This is a genomic window from Pseudomonas sp. CFBP 13711 (genome assembly GCF_014842265.1).
GTDB lineage: Bacteria > Pseudomonadota > Gammaproteobacteria > Pseudomonadales > Pseudomonadaceae > Aquipseudomonas.
This window is the reverse complement of record NZ_JACYVI010000013.1, coordinates 138,458-155,905: the sequence shown is the minus strand read 5'-3', so window position 1 is coordinate 155,905 and position 17,448 is coordinate 138,458. Positions and strand designations below refer to the sequence as shown.

Annotated in this window: 13 protein-coding genes and 3 tRNA genes; 11 read left to right on the top strand and 5 right to left on the bottom strand. The window is 58.9% G+C overall.

Annotation, left to right across the window (positions count from 1 at the left end):
* Nucleotides 1-10 precede the first annotated feature (10 nt).
* Both IFT47_RS22075 and IFT47_RS22070 read left to right on the top strand, forming a co-directional pair.
* Complete coding sequence (locus IFT47_RS22075) at nt 11-283, top strand: DUF2160 domain-containing protein (protein ID WP_065986436.1); 273 nt, start codon at nt 11-13, stop codon at nt 281-283.
* Nucleotides 284-342: 59 nt separating this feature from the next.
* Nucleotides 343-2,148, top strand: coding sequence for an ABC transporter substrate-binding protein (locus IFT47_RS22070; RefSeq protein WP_192174105.1), 1,806 nt, complete (start codon nt 343-345; stop codon nt 2,146-2,148).
* Nucleotides 2,149-2,238: 90 nt separating this feature from the next.
* Here the strand turns inward: IFT47_RS22070 and folD are convergent, their stop codons facing one another.
* Nucleotides 2,239-3,093 (bottom strand): bifunctional methylenetetrahydrofolate dehydrogenase/methenyltetrahydrofolate cyclohydrolase FolD, encoded by an 855-nt coding sequence (folD, locus tag IFT47_RS22065; RefSeq protein ID WP_133776580.1) that lies wholly within the window; start codon nt 3,091-3,093, stop codon nt 2,239-2,241.
* Between the two features lie 310 nt (nt 3,094-3,403).
* Here folD and IFT47_RS22060 point away from each other — a divergent pair.
* The 9 genes from IFT47_RS22060 (at nt 3,404) to IFT47_RS22020 (ending at nt 12,688) form a co-directional block, all read left to right on the top strand.
* A tRNA-Arg gene (locus IFT47_RS22060) sits at nt 3,404-3,480 on the top strand.
* Nucleotides 3,481-3,538: 58 nt separating this feature from the next.
* Nucleotides 3,539-3,614, top strand: a tRNA-His gene (locus IFT47_RS22055).
* Nucleotides 3,615-3,670: 56 nt separating this feature from the next.
* Nucleotides 3,671-3,755, top strand: a tRNA-Leu gene (locus tag IFT47_RS22050).
* 369 nt (nt 3,756-4,124) lie between these two features.
* A complete protein-coding gene (tig, locus tag IFT47_RS22045; RefSeq protein WP_192174104.1) occupies nt 4,125-5,435 on the top strand; it encodes a trigger factor in 1,311 nt (436 codons plus the stop codon).
* A 91-nt stretch (nt 5,436-5,526) separates the two neighbouring features.
* Nucleotides 5,527-6,168: an ATP-dependent Clp endopeptidase proteolytic subunit ClpP gene (gene clpP / locus IFT47_RS22040; protein ID WP_122537614.1), complete on the top strand. Its 642-nt coding sequence runs from the start codon at nt 5,527-5,529 to the stop codon at nt 6,166-6,168.
* A gap of 115 nt (nt 6,169-6,283) precedes the next feature.
* A complete protein-coding gene (gene clpX / locus IFT47_RS22035) occupies nt 6,284-7,567 on the top strand; it encodes an ATP-dependent Clp protease ATP-binding subunit ClpX (RefSeq protein ID WP_037013640.1) in 1,284 nt (427 codons plus the stop codon).
* A gap of 201 nt (nt 7,568-7,768) precedes the next feature.
* A complete protein-coding gene (lon, locus tag IFT47_RS22030) occupies nt 7,769-10,165 on the top strand; it encodes an endopeptidase La (RefSeq protein WP_192174103.1) in 2,397 nt (798 codons plus the stop codon).
* 121 nt (nt 10,166-10,286) lie between these two features.
* Entirely contained in the window at nt 10,287-10,574 is a 288-nt protein-coding gene (locus IFT47_RS22025) for an HU family DNA-binding protein (protein WP_272631174.1), read from the top strand.
* Nucleotides 10,575-10,813: 239 nt separating this feature from the next.
* The gene (locus IFT47_RS22020) at nt 10,814-12,688 is read left to right on the top strand and encodes a SurA N-terminal domain-containing protein (protein WP_192174102.1); all 1,875 of its coding nucleotides are present in this window, start codon (nt 10,814-10,816) and stop codon (nt 12,686-12,688) included.
* A gap of 238 nt (nt 12,689-12,926) precedes the next feature.
* Here IFT47_RS22020 and fabI read toward each other — a convergent pair whose 3' ends face one another.
* From fabI to IFT47_RS22000, 4 genes are read right to left on the bottom strand one after another with little or no spacing between them, the layout of a single operon-like run.
* Nucleotides 12,927-13,721, bottom strand: a complete 795-nt coding sequence (gene fabI, locus IFT47_RS22015; RefSeq protein WP_037013635.1) for an enoyl-ACP reductase FabI — start codon at nt 13,719-13,721, stop codon at nt 12,927-12,929.
* 19 nt (nt 13,722-13,740) lie between these two features.
* Nucleotides 13,741-15,351 (bottom strand): ABC transporter ATP-binding protein, encoded by a 1,611-nt coding sequence (locus tag IFT47_RS22010; protein ID WP_192174101.1) that lies wholly within the window; start codon nt 15,349-15,351, stop codon nt 13,741-13,743.
* A 1-nt stretch (nt 15,352) separates the two neighbouring features.
* Nucleotides 15,353-16,372 (bottom strand): ABC transporter permease, encoded by a 1,020-nt coding sequence (locus tag IFT47_RS22005; RefSeq protein ID WP_074891214.1) that lies wholly within the window; start codon nt 16,370-16,372, stop codon nt 15,353-15,355.
* A gap of 1 nt (nt 16,373) precedes the next feature.
* Nucleotides 16,374-17,447 (bottom strand): microcin C ABC transporter permease YejB, encoded by a 1,074-nt coding sequence (locus IFT47_RS22000; protein WP_122624745.1) that lies wholly within the window; start codon nt 17,445-17,447, stop codon nt 16,374-16,376.
* Nucleotide 17,448: the final 1 nt, after the last annotated feature.

Below are 17,448 nucleotides of genomic sequence, written 5' to 3'. Positions count from 1 at the left end.
GAGTCGAAAAATGGAGTGGATGTCCTGGACCCTGCCAACTGCTATTTTCTTTGCGTCCATCGCTGCGATTCTGGTTGCGATGACGGCCTGGGAACTGCGTTCGGCGAGCATTGAACGTCGTGGTTTTCTACCGATTGCCACCACACGCGGCGATCGTCTGTTCATCGGCCTGCTCGGAAGTGCCTACCTGCATCTGCTGGTCATCGGCGCGACGAGCTGGGATATCTGGGTGGCCTCCGGGCTTTCCCTGGTCTGGCTGTTGGTAGTGATGCGTTGGGGTTGAGAAGGTTTAAGCGAAGGTTGAAACGCGGGATCACATAAGAATCAACACAAGAGGTGTCTATGTTCAATAAGAAAAACAAGCTGCGACATAGTGTGACGGTAGCGACGATGGTAATGCTCAGTGGCTTGAGCGTGTCGGCCTGGGCCGACCAGTACGAGGATGCGGCCAAGAAGTGGGCCGACAGCGAGTTCAAGCCGAGCACGCTCTCCGATGCCGAGAAGCTCAAGGAACTGGAGTGGTTCATCAAGGCCGCCGAGCCGTTCCGCGGCATGGACATCAAGGTGGTTTCCGAAACCTTGACCACCCATGAATATGAATCCAAAACCCTGGCCAAGGCGTTCACCGAAATCACCGGCATCAAGGTCACCCACGACCTGCTGCAGGAAGGCGACGTGATCGAGAAGCTGCAGACCGCCATGCAGTCTAACCAGAGTATCTATGACGGCTGGGTCAACGACTCCGACCTGATCGGTACGCACTTCCGCTACGGCAAGGCGATGTCTCTGACAGACCTGATGGCCAGCCCGGAAGGGGCGAAAGTCACTTCTCCGACGCTCGACCTGAAGGACTTCATCGGTACCTCGTTCACCACGTCGCCTGAAGTCAAAGACGCGTCCGGCAAAGTCATCACGCCGGCCAAGCTGTATCAACTGCCTGATCAACAGTTCGCCAACCTGTACTGGTTCCGCGCCGACTGGTTCGAGCGTCCTGACCTGAAAGAGAAATTCAAGGCCAAATACGGCTACGAGCTGGGCGTTCCGGTGAACTGGTCCGCGTATGAAGACATCGCCAAGTTCTTCAGCGAAGACGTCAAAGAGCTCGACGGCAAGAAAGTCTACGGCCATATGGACTACGGCAAGAAAGACCCGTCCCTGGGCTGGCGCTTCACCGATGCCTGGTTCTCCATGGCCGGCAGCGGCGACAAAGGTTTGCCGAATGGTCTGCCGGTCGACGAGTGGGGCATTCGCGTAGAAGACTGCCACCCGGTCGGTTCGAGCATCACCCGTGGCGGCGACACCAACGGCCCGGCCGCTGTGTACGCCACTCAGAAGTACATCGACTGGCTCAAGGCCTACGCGCCGCCTGAAGCGGCGGGCATGACGTTCTCCGAGTCCGGCCCGGTGCCGTCCCAGGGTAACGTCGCTCAGCAGATCTTCTGGTACACCGCTTTCACCGCTGATATGACCAAGCCGGGTCTGCCGGTCATGAACGCCGATGGCACGCCGAAATGGCGGATGGCGCCATCGCCAAAAGGTCCTTACTGGAAAGAGGGCATGAAGCTGGGTTATCAGGACGTGGGCTCCTGGACCTTCCTCAAGTCCACCGAAGAGAAGAAACGCCTGGCCGCCTGGCTCTACGCGCAGTTCGTGACGTCGAAGTCCGTCTCGCTGAAGAAAACCATCGTGGGCCTGACGCCGATTCGCGAATCGGACATCAACTCCAAAGAGATGACCGCCCTGGCACCGAAACTCGGTGGTCTGGTCGAGTTCTATCGCAGCCCGGCCCGCGTGCAATGGTCGCCAACCGGCACCAACGTTCCGGACTATCCGAAGCTGGCTCAATTGTGGTGGAGTCATGTGGCTGAAGCCGTTACCGGCGAGAAAACCGCGCAGGCGGCCCTCGACGGTCTGGCCAAGGATCAGGATGCGATCATGACCCGCATCGAGCGCTCCAAGGTCCAGGAACCAAGCGGTTGCGCGCCGAAGATGAACCCGGAAACCTCGGCCGAAGAGTGGTACACCAAGGCCGAGAAGAGCAACGGTGCATTCCTCGCCCCACAACGCAAACTGGCCAACGAGAAACCGAAGGGCGAAACCATCGCTTACTCGGACCTCTTGAAGAGCTGGGAAGCTGCGAAGAAGTAACCTGCACGCTTCTACGTTCGGCGCATAAAAAAACGGCACCCTCGGGTGCCGTTATTCATGTGCGCGCTTTGGTACTCGGGGCTTGGGAAATCAGCCGTGAAGCGTCTCAGCCGCATACAGCGTGTTTTCCAGCAGGCAGGCGCGGGTCATCGGGCCGACGCCGCCTGGCACCGGCGTGATCCAGCCGGCGCGGGGCAGGGCGGTTTCGTACACCACGTCGCCCACCAGCTTGCCGTCATCCTGACGGTTGATGCCGACGTCGATGACGATGGCGCCTTCCTTGATCCACTCGCCCTTGACCAGGCCCGGCTTGCCCGCCGCCACGACCACCAGATCGGCGCGACCGACGTGTCCGGCCAGATCCTGGGTGAAACGATGGGTCACGGTTACGGTGCAGCCCGCCAGCAGCAGCTCCATCGCCATTGGACGACCGACGATGTTGGACGCGCCCACGACGACAGCGTCCTTGCCGTACAGATCGACACCGGTGCTTTCCAGCAGGGTCATGATGCCCTTGGGCGTGCATGGGCGCAGCAGCGGAATGCGCTGGGCCAGCCGGCCCACGTTGTAGGGGTGGAAGCCGTCGACGTCTTTATCCGGGCGGATGCGTTCCAGCAGGCTGGAGGATTCCAGATGCTCGGGCAGCGGCAGTTGCAGCAGGATGCCGTCGATGGCCGGGTCGTCATTGAGACGATCGATCAGATCGGTCAGTTCGGTCTGGGTGGTTTCACTGGGCAGGTCATAGGCCTGGGAGATGAAGCCGACCTCTTCGCAGTCTTTGCGTTTGTGCGAGACGTAAACCTGAGAGGCGGGGTCGCTGCCGACCAGGATCACCGCGAGGCCGGGCGTGCGCAGGCCTTGCTCGCGACGCTGGGCGACTCGTTGGGCGATCTGCTGGCGCAGGTTGGCTGCGATCGCTTTGCCGTCTATTAGTTTTGCAGTCATTACGCGTGATTAACCATCGGAAGGGGAGGGAAAAAGAGCGCGCATTCTCGCATGACCTGACGCATGGGCAAAGACGGTTGGTCCGCTTAATAAGCTAAGCCCTTTAATTAACTGAATTTTTTAGAAAAAAGTGTTGACGACCTTTTGGACCGTCTATAAGATTCGTCGCACTTGTCGGGCACAACCCCACACAGGATAAGCCGGAAGCGGCGGATCAAGTCGAAAGGTTGAATAAGTCAGGTAGAGTTAAGATCGGCTCAGCGTGATTGAAAGCTCTTAATTTGCAGTCTCACGAAGGCAAATGAAATAAGTGCCCGTAGCTCAGCTGGATAGAGCATCCGCCTTCTAAGCGGATGGTCGCAGGTTCGAGTCCTGCCGGGTGCGCCATTAGGCAGCTTTGGCACAAGTAGCATTCAGTTTGAATGCGTCGGTTACACGCAATATGGTGGGCGTAGCTCAGTTGGTAGAGCACGGGATTGTGACTCCCGTTGTCGAGGGTTCGATCCCCTTCGTCCACCCCATATTCGAAAAGGCGCCAGATTCATAATCTGGCGCCTTTGCTTTAAGCGCTTCAAACGCGGATGTGGTGGAATTGGTAGACACACTGGATTTAGGTTCCAGCGCCGAAAGGTGTGAGAGTTCGAGTCTCTCCGTCCGCACCAGTTAAAGCTCTCGCAACGGGGTGTTGAGGGATGAAAGAAAGCCGCCTTGTGCGGCTTTTTTTGTTTCAGCGTACTGCGTTTTAACGCAGTGCGAGCTTGATGGGCCCATGACACAGGGCTCGTCCGGTGTGCTTCCAGGGACTGGATCATGTTTCGGTCGTCCTTTTGCTTCCTTTATATAGGGGCGTATCAGGTGCGTTCCAGACACCTCCCGCAGGCTGAAACAGTCGTCTGTGATTCCCGGGCTGCATGCCACTTTATTTACCCTTGTTCAGTAGGGTGACTTCTTGAGTTTGACCCACTAGAATGCTTGCCCTTGATTCTGGGGTCGGAAACGGCCGGCTAACGTCTGTGCAACGAGGAATATCCATGCAAGTTTCTGTTGAAAACACTTCCGCTCTCGAGCGCCGCATGACCATTGGCGTGCCCGCTGAGCGCATCGAGACTGAAGTCAACAAGCGTCTGCAGCAGACCGCACGTAAAGCCAAGATCCCGGGCTTCCGCCCAGGCAAAGTGCCTATGAGCGTGATCCGCCAGCGTTACGAAGACGGTGCTCGTCAGGAAGCACTGGGCGACCTGATCCAGGCGACCTTCTACGAAGCCGTCGTCGAGCAAAAGCTGAACCCGGCTGGCGCACCTTCCGTCGAGCCAAAGACCTTCGAAAAGGGCAAGGACCTCGAGTACATCGCTACTTTCGAAGTGTTCCCTGAATTCACCGTTGCCGGTTTCGACTCTATTTCCGTCGAGCGTCTGTCGGCTGACGTCGCTGATTCCGATCTGGACAACATGCTGGAAATCCTGCGCAAGCAGAATGTCAGCTTCGAAGTCGTTGATCGTGCGGCACAAAACGAAGATCAGTTGAACATCGACTTCGTCGGCAAGATCGACGGTGAAGCATTCGCTGGCGGTTCGGCCACCGGTACTCAGCTGGTGCTGGGTTCGGGTCGCATGATCCCGGGCTTCGAAGACGGTCTGGTCGGCGCCAAAGCCGGTGAAGAGAGCGTTCTGAACCTGACCTTCCCTGAGGATTATCAGAATCTTGAACTGGCCGGCAAAACCGCCGAGTTCACCGTCACGGTCAACACCGTGTCGGCACCGACCCTGCCTGAGCTGAACGAAACGTTCTTCAAGCAGTTCGGCATCAAGGAAACCAACCTCGAAGGCTTCCGCACCGAAGTTCGCAAGAACATGGAGCGCGAGCTGCGTCAGGCCATCAAGTCCAAGGTCAAGAATCAGGTAATGGACGGTCTGCTGGCCGCCAACCCGATCGAAGTGCCTAAAGCGCTGCTGGAAAACGAAGTGAACCGTCTGCGCGTTCAGGCTGTTCAGCAGTTCGGCGGCAACATCAAGCCTGACCAACTGCCGGCAGAGCTGTTCGAGGAGCAGGCCAAGCGCCGCGTCGAACTGGGTCTGATCGTGGCTGAAGTCGTCAAGCAATTCGACCTCAAGCCTGACGACACCCGCGTTCGCGAGCTGATCCAGGAAATGGCTTCCGCTTACCAGGAGCCAGAGCAGGTTGTGGCCTGGTACTACAAGAACGAACAGCAAATGAACGAAGTTCGTTCGGTTGTGCTGGAAGAACAAGTTGTGGATACTGTTTTGCAGAAAGCGAGCGTGACCGACAAAGCGGTCTCGTACGAAGAGGCAGTCAAGCCGGTTGAAGCTCCACAAGCCGACTGATTTCCTTCTCTCGTTCGAAAACACCATAAGCCAGCCTTCGCGCTGGCTTATGCGTATTCAAGACATGACTATTTGGGAGTGAATGCGAGACATGTCCCGCAATTCTTATATTCAGCAGAACTCTGACATCCAGGCCGCTGGCGGCCTGGTCCCGATGGTTATTGAGCAGTCCGCCCGTGGCGAGCGCGCCTATGACATCTACTCCCGCCTGCTCAAGGAACGCGTCATTTTCCTGGTCGGTCCGGTTGAAGATTACATGGCCAACCTCATCTCGGCGCAGCTGCTGTTCCTTGAAGCGGAAAACCCGGACAAGGACATCCATCTTTACATCAACTCCCCAGGCGGTTCGGTGACTGCGGGCATGGCGATCTACGACACCATGCAGTTCATCAAGCCGGACGTTTCCACGACCGTCATGGGTCAGGCGTGCAGCATGGGCGCTTTCCTTTTGGCCGGTGGTGCCAAGGGCAAGCGTTTCGCACTGCCGAACTCCCGCGTCATGATTCACCAGCCGTTGGGCGGTTTTCAGGGCCAGGCGTCGGACATTGATATCCACGCGAAGGAAATCCTGTTCATCCGTCAACGTCTGAACGAACTGCTGGCGCACCACACCGGCCAGACGCTGGAAGCGATCGAGCGCGACACCAACCGCGACAACTTCATGAGCGCCGAACGCGCTGCTGAATACGGTTTGGTGGACTCGGTGATCGACCGGCGTCAAATGACCAAATGATTGCGTGAAGGGCAATAATCCCGGGCGGTTGATACATCCGTGCCGCCTGTGGACTTGAAAAATCGAGCAATTGCCCTCATCTTGTGTTGCAAGCCTACCGGATTGGATCGATCGAATGACTGACACCCGCAACGGCGAGGACAACGGCAAGCTGCTTTATTGCTCCTTCTGCGGCAAAAGCCAGCATGAAGTGCGCAAGTTGATTGCCGGCCCCTCGGTATTTGTTTGTGACGAGTGCGTCGACCTGTGCAACGACATCATCCGCGAGGAGGTGCAGGAAGCACAGGCCGAGAGCAGCGCGCATAAACTGCCATCGCCTAAAGAAATCAGCGGCATCCTTGACCAGTACGTCATTGGTCAGGAACGTGCCAAAAAGGTTCTCGCAGTAGCGGTGTACAACCACTACAAGCGGCTGAACCAGCGCGACAAGAAAAACGACGACGTTGAACTGGGCAAGAGCAACATCCTGCTGATCGGCCCGACGGGCTCCGGCAAGACTTTGCTGGCGGAGACGCTCGCTCGTTTGCTCAACGTTCCGTTCACCATTGCCGATGCCACCACCCTGACCGAAGCCGGTTATGTGGGTGAGGACGTCGAGAACATCATTCAAAAGCTGTTGCAGAAGTGCGATTACGATGTCGAGAAGGCCCAGATGGGTATCGTCTACATCGACGAAATCGACAAGATTTCGCGCAAGTCCGACAACCCTTCCATCACTCGTGATGTGTCGGGCGAAGGCGTACAGCAAGCCCTGCTGAAGCTGATCGAAGGCACCGTGGCTTCCGTACCGCCTCAAGGTGGTCGCAAGCACCCACAGCAGGAATTCCTGCAGGTGGACACGCGCAATATCCTCTTCATCTGTGGCGGTGCGTTCTCTGGCCTGGAAAAGGTCATCCAGAATCGCTCCACCAAAGGCGGCATCGGCTTTAACGCCGAAGTACGCAGCAAGGAAGAGGGCAAGAAGGTCGGCGAATCCCTGCGTGAAGTCGAGCCTGACGATCTGGTCAAGTTCGGTCTCATCCCGGAGTTCGTGGGTCGTCTGCCTGTTCTGGCGACGCTGGACGAGCTGGACGAAGCTGCTCTGATGCAGATTCTGACCGAGCCGAAGAACGCGCTGACCAAGCAATACGGCAAGCTGTTCGAGATGGAAGGCGTGGACCTTGAGTTCCGCCCGGATGCGCTGAAATCGGTTGCCCGTCGTGCGCTTGAGCGCAAGACCGGTGCTCGCGGTCTGCGCTCCATCCTCGAGGGCGTTCTGCTCGACACCATGTACGAGATCCCGTCGCAGTCCGACGTGAGCAAGGTGGTGATCGACGAGAGCGTGATCGAGGGCACCTCCAAGCCGCTGTTGATTTACGAAAACAGCGAGCCACCTGCCAAGGCGGCACCCGACGCGTAGCCTGCTGGCAACGCACAGGGCGACTGGAAACGAAAAGGGCCCTCGGGCCCTTTTCGCGTTTCCTTCAAAGCCGGTCTGCGTTTCCGAGTCCTTTCGCTTTAACTCAAGCCGGCGCTTGTTTTTTTAAGATTCAACCCCCATCTTGATTTTCAGCTTATTTATATCTGTCCATGGCCTGAAGGCCGCCGTAGAGGCGAAATCATGAAGACGACCATTGAACTGCCTCTCTTGCCACTGCGCGATGTTGTGGTTTACCCGCACATGGTTATCCCGCTGTTCGTGGGGCGCGAGAAGTCGATCGAAGCCCTTGAAGCGGCGATGTCCGGCGACAAGCAGATTCTGCTGCTGGCGCAACGGAACCCGGCCGATGACGATCCCGGTGAAGAGGCGCTGTACAACGTTGGCACCGTTGCCACCGTGCTGCAGTTGCTGAAGCTGCCGGACGGCACTGTGAAGGTTCTGGTCGAAGGCGAGCAGCGTGGCTCGGTCGAGCGCTTCATTGAGGTGGACGGCCACTGCCGCGCCGAGGTTGCGCTGATCGATGAGGTCGACGCGCCGGATCGTGAATCCGAAGTCTTCGTTCGCAGCCTGCTGGCTCAGTTCGAACAGTACGTGCAGCTGGGCAAAAAAGTCCCGGCCGAAGTGCTTTCCTCCCTCAACAGCATTGATGAGCCGGGTCGTCTGGTCGACACCATGGCTGCCCACATGGCGCTGAAGATCGAGCAGAAGCAGGAAATTCTCGAAATCATTGACCTGTCGGCCCGTGTTGAGCACGTGCTGGCGTTGCTGGATGCCGAAATAGACTTGCTGCAGGTCGAGAAGCGCATCCGCGGTCGCGTGAAAAAGCAGATGGAGCGCAGTCAGCGCGAGTACTACCTGAATGAGCAGATGAAGGCCATTCAGAAGGAGCTCGGAGACAGCGAGGAAGGCCATAACGAAATCGAGGAGCTGAAAAAGCGCATCGATGCCGCCGGCCTGCCCAAAGACGCGATGACCAAGGCCACCGCCGAGCTGAACAAGCTCAAGCAGATGTCGCCGATGTCTGCCGAGGCCACCGTCGTTCGCTCCTACATCGACTGGCTGGTCCAGGTGCCGTGGAAGGCACAGAGCAAGGTCCGTTTGGACCTCGCCCGTGCGGAAGACATCCTCGACGCCGATCACTATGGTCTGGACGAAGTCAAAGAGCGGATCCTCGAATACCTCGCCGTTCAAAAGCGCGTGAAGAAAATTCGTGGCCCGGTGCTGTGCCTGGTCGGTCCTCCTGGTGTGGGTAAAACTTCGCTGGCCGAGTCGATTGCTCACGCCACCAACCGCAAGTTCGTCCGCATGGCCCTTGGCGGCGTGCGCGATGAAGCTGAGATTCGCGGTCACCGTCGTACCTACATCGGTTCGATGCCAGGTCGTCTGATCCAGAAAATGACCAAGGTCGGTGTGCGTAACCCGCTGTTCCTGCTCGATGAAATCGACAAGATGGGCAGCGACATGCGCGGTGACCCGGCGTCGGCGTTGCTGGAAGTGCTCGACCCCGAGCAGAACCACAACTTCAACGACCATTACCTGGAAGTCGACTACGACCTGTCCGACGTGATGTTCCTGTGCACCGCCAACTCGATGAACATTCCGCCGGCGCTGCTCGACCGTATGGAAGTCATCCGTCTGCCCGGCTACACCGAAGACGAGAAGATCAACATCGCGACCAAGTACCTCTCGCCCAAGCAGATCGCTGCCAACGGCTTGAAGAAAGGCGAGATCGAGTTCGAAGTCGAGGCGATTCGCGACATCATCCGGTATTACACCCGTGAAGCCGGCGTGCGTAGTCTTGAGCGTCAAATCGCCAAGGTGTGCCGCAAGGCGGTCAAGGAACACGCTCACGAGAAGCGTTTTTCGGTGACCGTGACAGCGGACATGCTCGAGAACTTCCTTGGCGTGCGCAAATTCCGTTACGGCCTGGCCGAGCAGCAGGACCAGGTAGGTCAGGTGACCGGTCTGGCCTGGACGCAGGTCGGCGGCGAGCTGTTGACCATCGAAGCGGCGGTTGTTCCGGGCAAGGGTCAGTTGATCAAGACCGGTTCGCTGGGTGATGTGATGGTCGAGTCGATCACTGCCGCGCTGACGGTTGTGCGTAGCCGTGCGAAGAGCCTGGGCATCCCTCTGGACTTCCATGAGAAGCGCGACACGCACATCCATATGCCGGAAGGTGCGACGCCTAAAGACGGCCCGAGCGCAGGCGTAGGCATGTGCACGGCGCTGGTGTCGGCACTGACGGGGATTCCGGTCCGCGCCGACGTGGCCATGACGGGTGAAATCACCCTGCGCGGACAGGTACTGGCTATCGGTGGTCTCAAGGAGAAATTGCTGGCCGCTCACCGTGGTGGCATCAAGACCGTGATCATCCCCGAAGAGAACGTGCGAGATCTCAAAGAGATCCCGGACAACATCAAGGCCGACCTGCAGATCAAACCGGTTAAATGGATTGACGAGGTCCTCCAAATTGCGCTGCAATACGCGCCGGAGCCCTTGCCGGACGTGGCTCCCGAGATGGTTGCCAAGGATGAAAAGCGCGAGTCTGACGCCAAGGAGAGGATCAGCACGCATTAGTCTGGGAGGCCTTCCTTGACAGGTTTTTGGAGCCCTTGCTATAAAGCGGCTCTTCAAGCCTGTTCAGGCCGCTCAGTGTTCGTTTGGTTACACCAAAAAAAACTTAGAAATACTCAAATATATAAGGGGACTTAGAGTGAACAAGTCGGAACTGATTGATGCCATCGCCGCATCCGCTGACATCCCGAAAGCTGCTGCTGGCCGTGCGCTGGACGCTGTAATCGAATCCGTCACTGGCGCTCTCAAGGCTGGCGACTCTGTTGTACTGGTAGGCTTCGGCACTTTCTCCGTCACTGATCGTCCTGCCCGTACCGGCCGTAACCCTCAGACCGGTAAAACCCTGGAAATTCCAGCGGCCAAGAAACCAGGCTTCAAAGCCGGTAAAGCTCTGAAAGAAGCCGTCAACTAAGTTTCTTTTTACTTTGCCCGCCCAGGACAGCGTTATCTCTGTTCGGGGCGTGAAGCGGCAAGTGCGGTTGCTCAAGCGCTGGACTGTCACTCGGGGAACGCACATCGAACCCCGTCCGCTTTGCAAGTTACGAGAAGGCGCATCCTCGGATGCGCCTTTCTTCTATCCGGATTCAACCCACGCTCCGCGTTACCGTGTGCAGCAGCCTGGTGAGTCGAGTACAACCCTCTGGGGGATACATGCTGCAGAATATCAGGGACAATTCACAGGGATGGATTGCCAAAACCATCATCGGGGTCATCATCGCTCTGATGGCCCTGACCGGGTTCGATGCCATTTTCCGGGCCACCAGCCACTCGCAGGATGCTGCGAAGGTCAATGGCGAGGAAGTCACCCAGGCAGAACTGGGTCAAGCGGTTGAAATGCAACGCCGCCAGCTGATGCAACAGCTGGGCAAGGATTTTGACCCTGCAATGCTCAACGAAAAGATGCTGCGTGATTCGGCCCTCAAAGGCTTGATCGACCGCAAGCTGTTGTTGCAGGGCGCCGCTGATTCGAAGTTCGGTTTCTCCGAAGCCGCTCTGGATCAACAGATGTTGCTGACCCCTGAATTTCAGGTCGACGGTAAATTCAGCGCTGATCGCTTCGATCAGGTCATTCGCCAGCTCGGTTATTCCCGTCTGCAGTTCCGCCAGATTCTGGGTCAGGAAATGCTGATCGGCCAGATTCGTGCCGGTATCGGCGGCAGCGCATTCGTCACTGACGCTCAAGTCGACGCCTTCGCCCGCCTCGAAAAGCAGACCCGCGATTTCGCCACCCTGACGTTGCCGGCCGATCCGACCAGCGCGAAAGTCACCGACGACGAGGTCAAGGCGCACTACGATCAGCACGCGAAAGAGTTTTTGAGTCCTGAGCAAGTGGTGCTCGACTACATCGAACTGAAGAAGTCTTCGTTCTTCGACAAGGTGTCGGTGAAGGATGAAGACCTGCAGGCGGCTTATCAGAAAGAGATCGCCAACCTGGCCGAGCAGCGCCGCGCGGCGCACATCCTGATCGAAGTCAACGACAAGACCACGGACGCTCAGGCCAAAGCCAAGATTGAAGAAATCCAGCAGCGCGTGGCCAAAGGTGAAGATTTTGCTGCGCTGGCCAAGGAGTTGTCTCAGGATCCGGGCTCGTCGACCAAGGGCGGTGACCTGGGCTACGCCGGCAAGGGTGTCTATGACCCGGCCTTTGAAGACGCGCTGTACGCGCTGAACAAGGATCAGGTTTCCGCCCCTGTTCGCAGTCAGTTCGGCTGGCACTTGATCAAGCTGCTGGGCGTTGAAGCGCCGTCGGTACCGACGTTCGCCAGCCTGAAGGAGAAGCTGACCCACGAGCTGAAGTCTCAGCAGGTCGAGCAGAAGTTCGTCGATGCGAGCAAGAAGCTGGAAGATGCGGCGTTCGAAGCGTCCGATCTGTCTCAGCCGGCTCAGGACCTGGGTCTGAAAGTGCAGACGACTGCGCCGTTCGGTCGCGAGGGTGGCGAAGGCATTGCAGCCAACCGTGCGGTGATTCAGGCGGCTTTCAGTCCGGAAGTGATGGAAGAGGGTTCCAACAGTTCTGCGCTGGAGCTGGATCCTGAGACCGTGGTGGTGGTGCATGTCAAAGAGCACCGTCAGCCTGAGCAACTGCCACTGGAAGCGGTGTCGGCGCCGATTCGCGCGCAACTGGCGAAAGAACATGCCAGCGATGCGGTGAAGGCCAAGGGCGAGGCGCTGCTGGCATCCCTGCGTGACGGCAAGGTGCCGTATGCGGCGACCAAGCAGGAAGGTCAGAGCTGGAAGGTCGTGGAAGCGGCCTCACGCAGCCAGGAGGGTGTTGATCCTCAGGTGCTGCAGTCGGTGTTCCGTATGCCGAAGCCGGAAGGCAAGGACAAGCCGGTTTATGGCAGTCTGACGGCAGCGGATGGCAGCTTTGTGATTGTGCGTCTGAACGGCGTGAATCAGGCGGCTCCGGCGTCGGATGAGGAGAAGAGCCAGTACCGTCGTTTCCTGTCATCCCGTGAGGGGCAGCAGGATTTCGCGGCCTACCGTAAGCAGTTGGAAGCGGCGGCGAAGATCGAGAAGTATTGATCGACGCAGGATGCTGTTAACAGAAAGCCCCGATTCGCGAGAGTCGGGGCTTTTTTGTATTCGCTGGGGTAGGGCAAGATCAAGAGCTTCTGCCGTTAGGCAGAAACCAAGGCAAAAAAAACGGCAGATCATTAAGCCCCAGGGCCGTCTGATCCACCGCTTTCGCCAGCTAGCCGGCGCTTGCAGGTCTTGCGCCCGTCTTCAGAGCGTCATCACGCTGAAAACGGGCAGGCAACCATCAACCTTCCAGATCACCCATCGCCGTGGTGTTGAAACCACCGTCGACGTACATGATCTCGCCACTGACACCGGACGCCAGGTCAGAGCACAGGAACGCGCCTGCGTTACCCACTTCTTCGATGGTCACGTTGCGACGCAATGGAGTCTGCGCCTCGTTGGCCGCCAGCATTTTGCGGAAGTTCGAAATACCCGACGCCGCGAGGGTACGGATCGGGCCAGCCGATACCGCGTTGACGCGGGTACCTTCCGGGCCGAGGCTGCGGGCCAGGTAACGGACACCGGCTTCAAGGCTGGCCTTGGCCATACCCATCACGTTGTAGTTCGGCATGGTGCGCTCGGCGCCCAGGTACGACAGCGTCAACAGGCTGCCATTGCGGCCCTTCATCAGGTCGCGGCCAGCTTTGGCCAGGGCCACGAAGCTGTAGGCGCTGATGTCGTGAGCGATGCGGAAACCTTCACGGGTGGTGGCTTGGGTGAAGTCACCGTCCAGCTGGTCGCCCGGTGCGAAGCCCACGGAATGCACGATGCAGTCCAGGCCGTCCCACTTTTTGCTCAGTTCTTCGAAAACCTTGGCGATTTCTTCGTCGCTGGCGACGTCGCAAGGGAAGCACAGATCAGCGTTCGAACCCCAGCTCTCGGCGAATTCCTCGACGCGCTTCTTGAGTTTTTCGTTCTGATACGTGAAGGCAAGCTCAGCGCCCTCGCGGTGCATGGCGGCAGCGATACCGGATGCGATGGACAATTTGCTGGCGACACCGACGATCAGGACGCGCTTACCGGCGAGAAAACCCATTGTTTTGTTCCTCTTCAGGTTAATCGACAGCTGCCGGCGCCAAGAAGGCGGCCTCCAGCAGCTGCTGTGTATAAGGATGTTGCGGTGCGGCGAAGATGTCTTCTGCCACACCCTGTTCGACCACTTGGCCTTGTTTCACCACCATCAGTTGGTGGCTTAACGCCTTGACCACCGCCAGATCATGGCTGATGAACAAATACGTCAGGTTGTACTTGGTTTGCAGGGAGCGTAACAGCTCCACCACTTGACGCTGAACGGTGCGGTCGAGTGCCGACGTCGGCTCGTCCAGCAAAATCAGCGCCGGTTTTAACACTAATGCCCGGGCAATGGCGATCCTTTGCCGTTGTCCCCCGGAAAACTCATGGGGGTAGCGGTGCCGGGTCGCTGGATCAAGACCCACTTCCTTGAGCGCTTCGACCACCGCCGCTTCCTGCTCCACCGGCGTGCCCATCTTGTGGATCCGCAGGCCTTCGCCAACGATGTCACACACCGACATGCGCGGGCTAAGGCTGCCGAACGGGTCCTGAAACACCACCTGCATCTGCCGCCGCAGCGGCCTGACCTGATGCTGGTTCATCCCGCCCAGCGATTGCCCGTGGAAGCGTATCCCGCCTTCGCTGCGAATCAACCGCAGGATCGCCAGGCCCAGCGTCGATTTGCCCGAGCCGCTCTCGCCGACAATCCCAAGCGTCTGGCCCTTGGGCAGACTGAAGTGAATGCCGTCGACGGCCTTGACGTGATCGACTGTGCGTTTGAACACGCCTTTCTTGATCGGAAACCAGACCCGCAGGTCCTCGACTTCCAGCATCGGTGCGCCCGGCGGATTGTTCGCCGGCCCGCCTTTGGGCTCTGCGCTGAGCAGTTCACGGGTGTACGGATGCTGCGGCGCGCGGAACAGCTCTTCGCACGATGCCTGTTCGACGATGCAACCGCGCTGCATGACACATACTCGGTTGGCAATTTGCCTGACGACGTTCAAATCATGGCTGATCAGCAGCAAGGCCATGCCCAGCCGGGCCTGCAATTCCTTGAGCAGCTCGAGGATTTTCAGCTGCACGGTGACGTCCAGCGCGGTGGTCGGCTCATCGGCGATCAGCAGCTCGGGCTCGTTGGCCAAGGCCATCGCAATCATCACCCGCTGGCGCTGGCCGCCAGACAGCTCGTGGGGCAAGGCTTTCAGGCGCTTGGCCGGTTCCGGAATCCCCACCAGCTCCAGCAGCTCCAGCGTGCGCCGCGTCGCGGCTTTGCCGGTCAGGCCCTTGTGCAGGCCGAGCACTTCGTTGATCTGTTTTTCGATGGACTGCAGCGGGTTCAGCGAGGTCATCGGCTCCTGGAAGATCATCGCGATGCGATTGCCGCGAATGCCCCGCAGGCGTTTCTCACTGACTGTCAGCAGGTCATCACCGGCGTAGCGAATCGTCCCGGTCGGGTGGCGCGCCAGCGGGTAGGGCAGCAATCGCAGAATCGAATGGGCGGTGACTGACTTGCCCGATCCGCTTTCGCCGACCAGCGCCAGGGTTTCGCCCTTGCGGATGTCGAAGCTGATGCCTTCGACCACCCGCTGCACGTTGGTGCCGTTCACGAATTCGACGGAGAGGTCGCGGATCTCGACCAGATTGTCCTGATTCATCTCATTTCCTCGGGTCGAATGCGTCGCGGGCGGATTCGCCGATGAACACCAGCAGGCTCAACATGATCGCCAGCACGGCAAAGGCACTGATGCCCAGCCACGGCGCCTGCAGGTTGGATTTGCCTTGCGCCACCAGTTCGCCCAGCGAAGGCGAGCCCGCGGGCAGGCCGAAGCCGAGGAAGTCCAGCGCGGTCAGCGTGCCGATCGCGCCGGTGAGAATGAACGGCATGAAGGTCATGGTCGAGACCATTGCGTTGGGCAGGATGTGGCGGAACATGATTGCGCCGTTCTCCATGCCTAGCGCCCGGGCGGCGCGCACGTATTCCAGGTTGCGGCCGCGCAGGAACTCAGCGCGCACCACATCCACCAGGCTCATCCACGAAAACAGCAGCATGATTCCCAGCAGCCACCAGAAGTTGGGCTGGACGAAGCTGGCGAGGATGATCAGCAAATACAGCACCGGCAACCCGGACCATATCTCCAGGAAGCGCTGGCCGATCAGATCGACCCAGCCGCCGTAAAAGCCCTGCAGCGCCCCGGCGATCACGCCGATGATCGAGCTGAGGATCGTCAGCGTCAGGGCGAACAGCACCGACACGCGGAAGCCGTAGATCACCCGCGCCAGCACGTCACGGCCCTGATCGTCGGTGCCCAGCAGGTTCTCCCGCGAAGGCGGCGCAGGGGCCGGAACCTTCAGGTCGTAGTTGATGCTCTGGTAGCTGAACGGAATCGGTGCCCACAGCGTCCAGCCGTCTTTGGCCGCCAGCAGCTCCTTGATGTACGGGCTTTTGTAGTTGGCTTCCAGCGGGAATTCGCCGCCAAAGGTGGTTTCCGGGTAGCGCTTGAACACCGGGAAGTACCACTCGCCGTCGTAGCGCACGGCCAGCGGCTTGTCGTTGGCGATGAGCTCGGCGCCCAGGCTGGCGCCGAACAGGATCAGAAACAGCCACAGCGACCACCAGCCACGCTTGTTGGCCTTGAAGCGTTCGAAACGGCGTCGATTGAGAGGGGACAGCGTCATATCAATGATCCCTGCGGTCGAAGTCGATGCGTGGGTCAACGAGCGTGTAGGTCAGGTCGCCGATCAGTTTCACCACCAGCCCCAGCAGGGTGAAGATGAATAGGGTGCCGAACACCACCGGGTAATCGCGGTTGATCGCCGCTTCGAAGCTCATCAGGCCAAGGCCGTCGAGGGAAAAGATCACTTCCACCAGCAGGGAGCCGGTGAAGAAGATGCCAATGAACGCCGACGGGAAACCCGCGATCACCAGCAGCATGGCGTTACGGAACACGTGGCCGTAAAGCACACGGCGTTGGGTCAGGCCCTTGGCCTTGGCGGTGATCACGTACTGCTTGCCGATTTCATCGAGAAAGCTGTTTTTCGTCAGCAGGGTCATGGTGGCGAAGTTGCCGATGACCAGCGCGGTGATCGGCAGCACCAGGTGCCAGAAGTAGTCGCCCACTTTGCCCAGCCAGCTCATCTCATCAAAGTTGCTCGACGTTAATCCGCGCAACGGGAACCAGTCGAAATAGCTGCCGCCGGCGAATACCACGATCAGCAGGATGGCGAACAGGAACGCCGGGATGGCATAGCCGACGATAATCGCCGAGCTGGTCCAGACGTCGAAATGGCTGCCGTGTCGCGTGGCTTTGGCGATCCCCAGGGGGATCGACACCAGGTACATGATCAGCGTGCTCCACAGCCCGAGGGAGATCGACACCGGCATCTTCTCCACGATCAGGTCGATGACCTTGGCGTCGCGAAAGAAGCTGTCGCCGAAATCCAGATGGGCGTAGTTCTTGACCATGATCCACAAGCGTTCCGGCGCCGATTTGTCGAAGCCGTACATGTGCTCGATTTCCTTGATCAGGCTCGGGTCCAGGCCCTGTGCGCCGCGATAGGTCGAGCCGGCCACCGAGACTTCCGCGCCGCCGCCCGCGATGCGGCTCGTGGCGCCTTCGAAGCCTTCGAGCTTGGCGATCATCTGCTCCACCGGACCGCCCGGTGCCGCCTGAATGATGACGAAGTTGATCAGCAAAATGCCGAACAGGGTCGGGATGATCAGCAGCAAGCGCCGCAGGATGTAGGCCAGCATG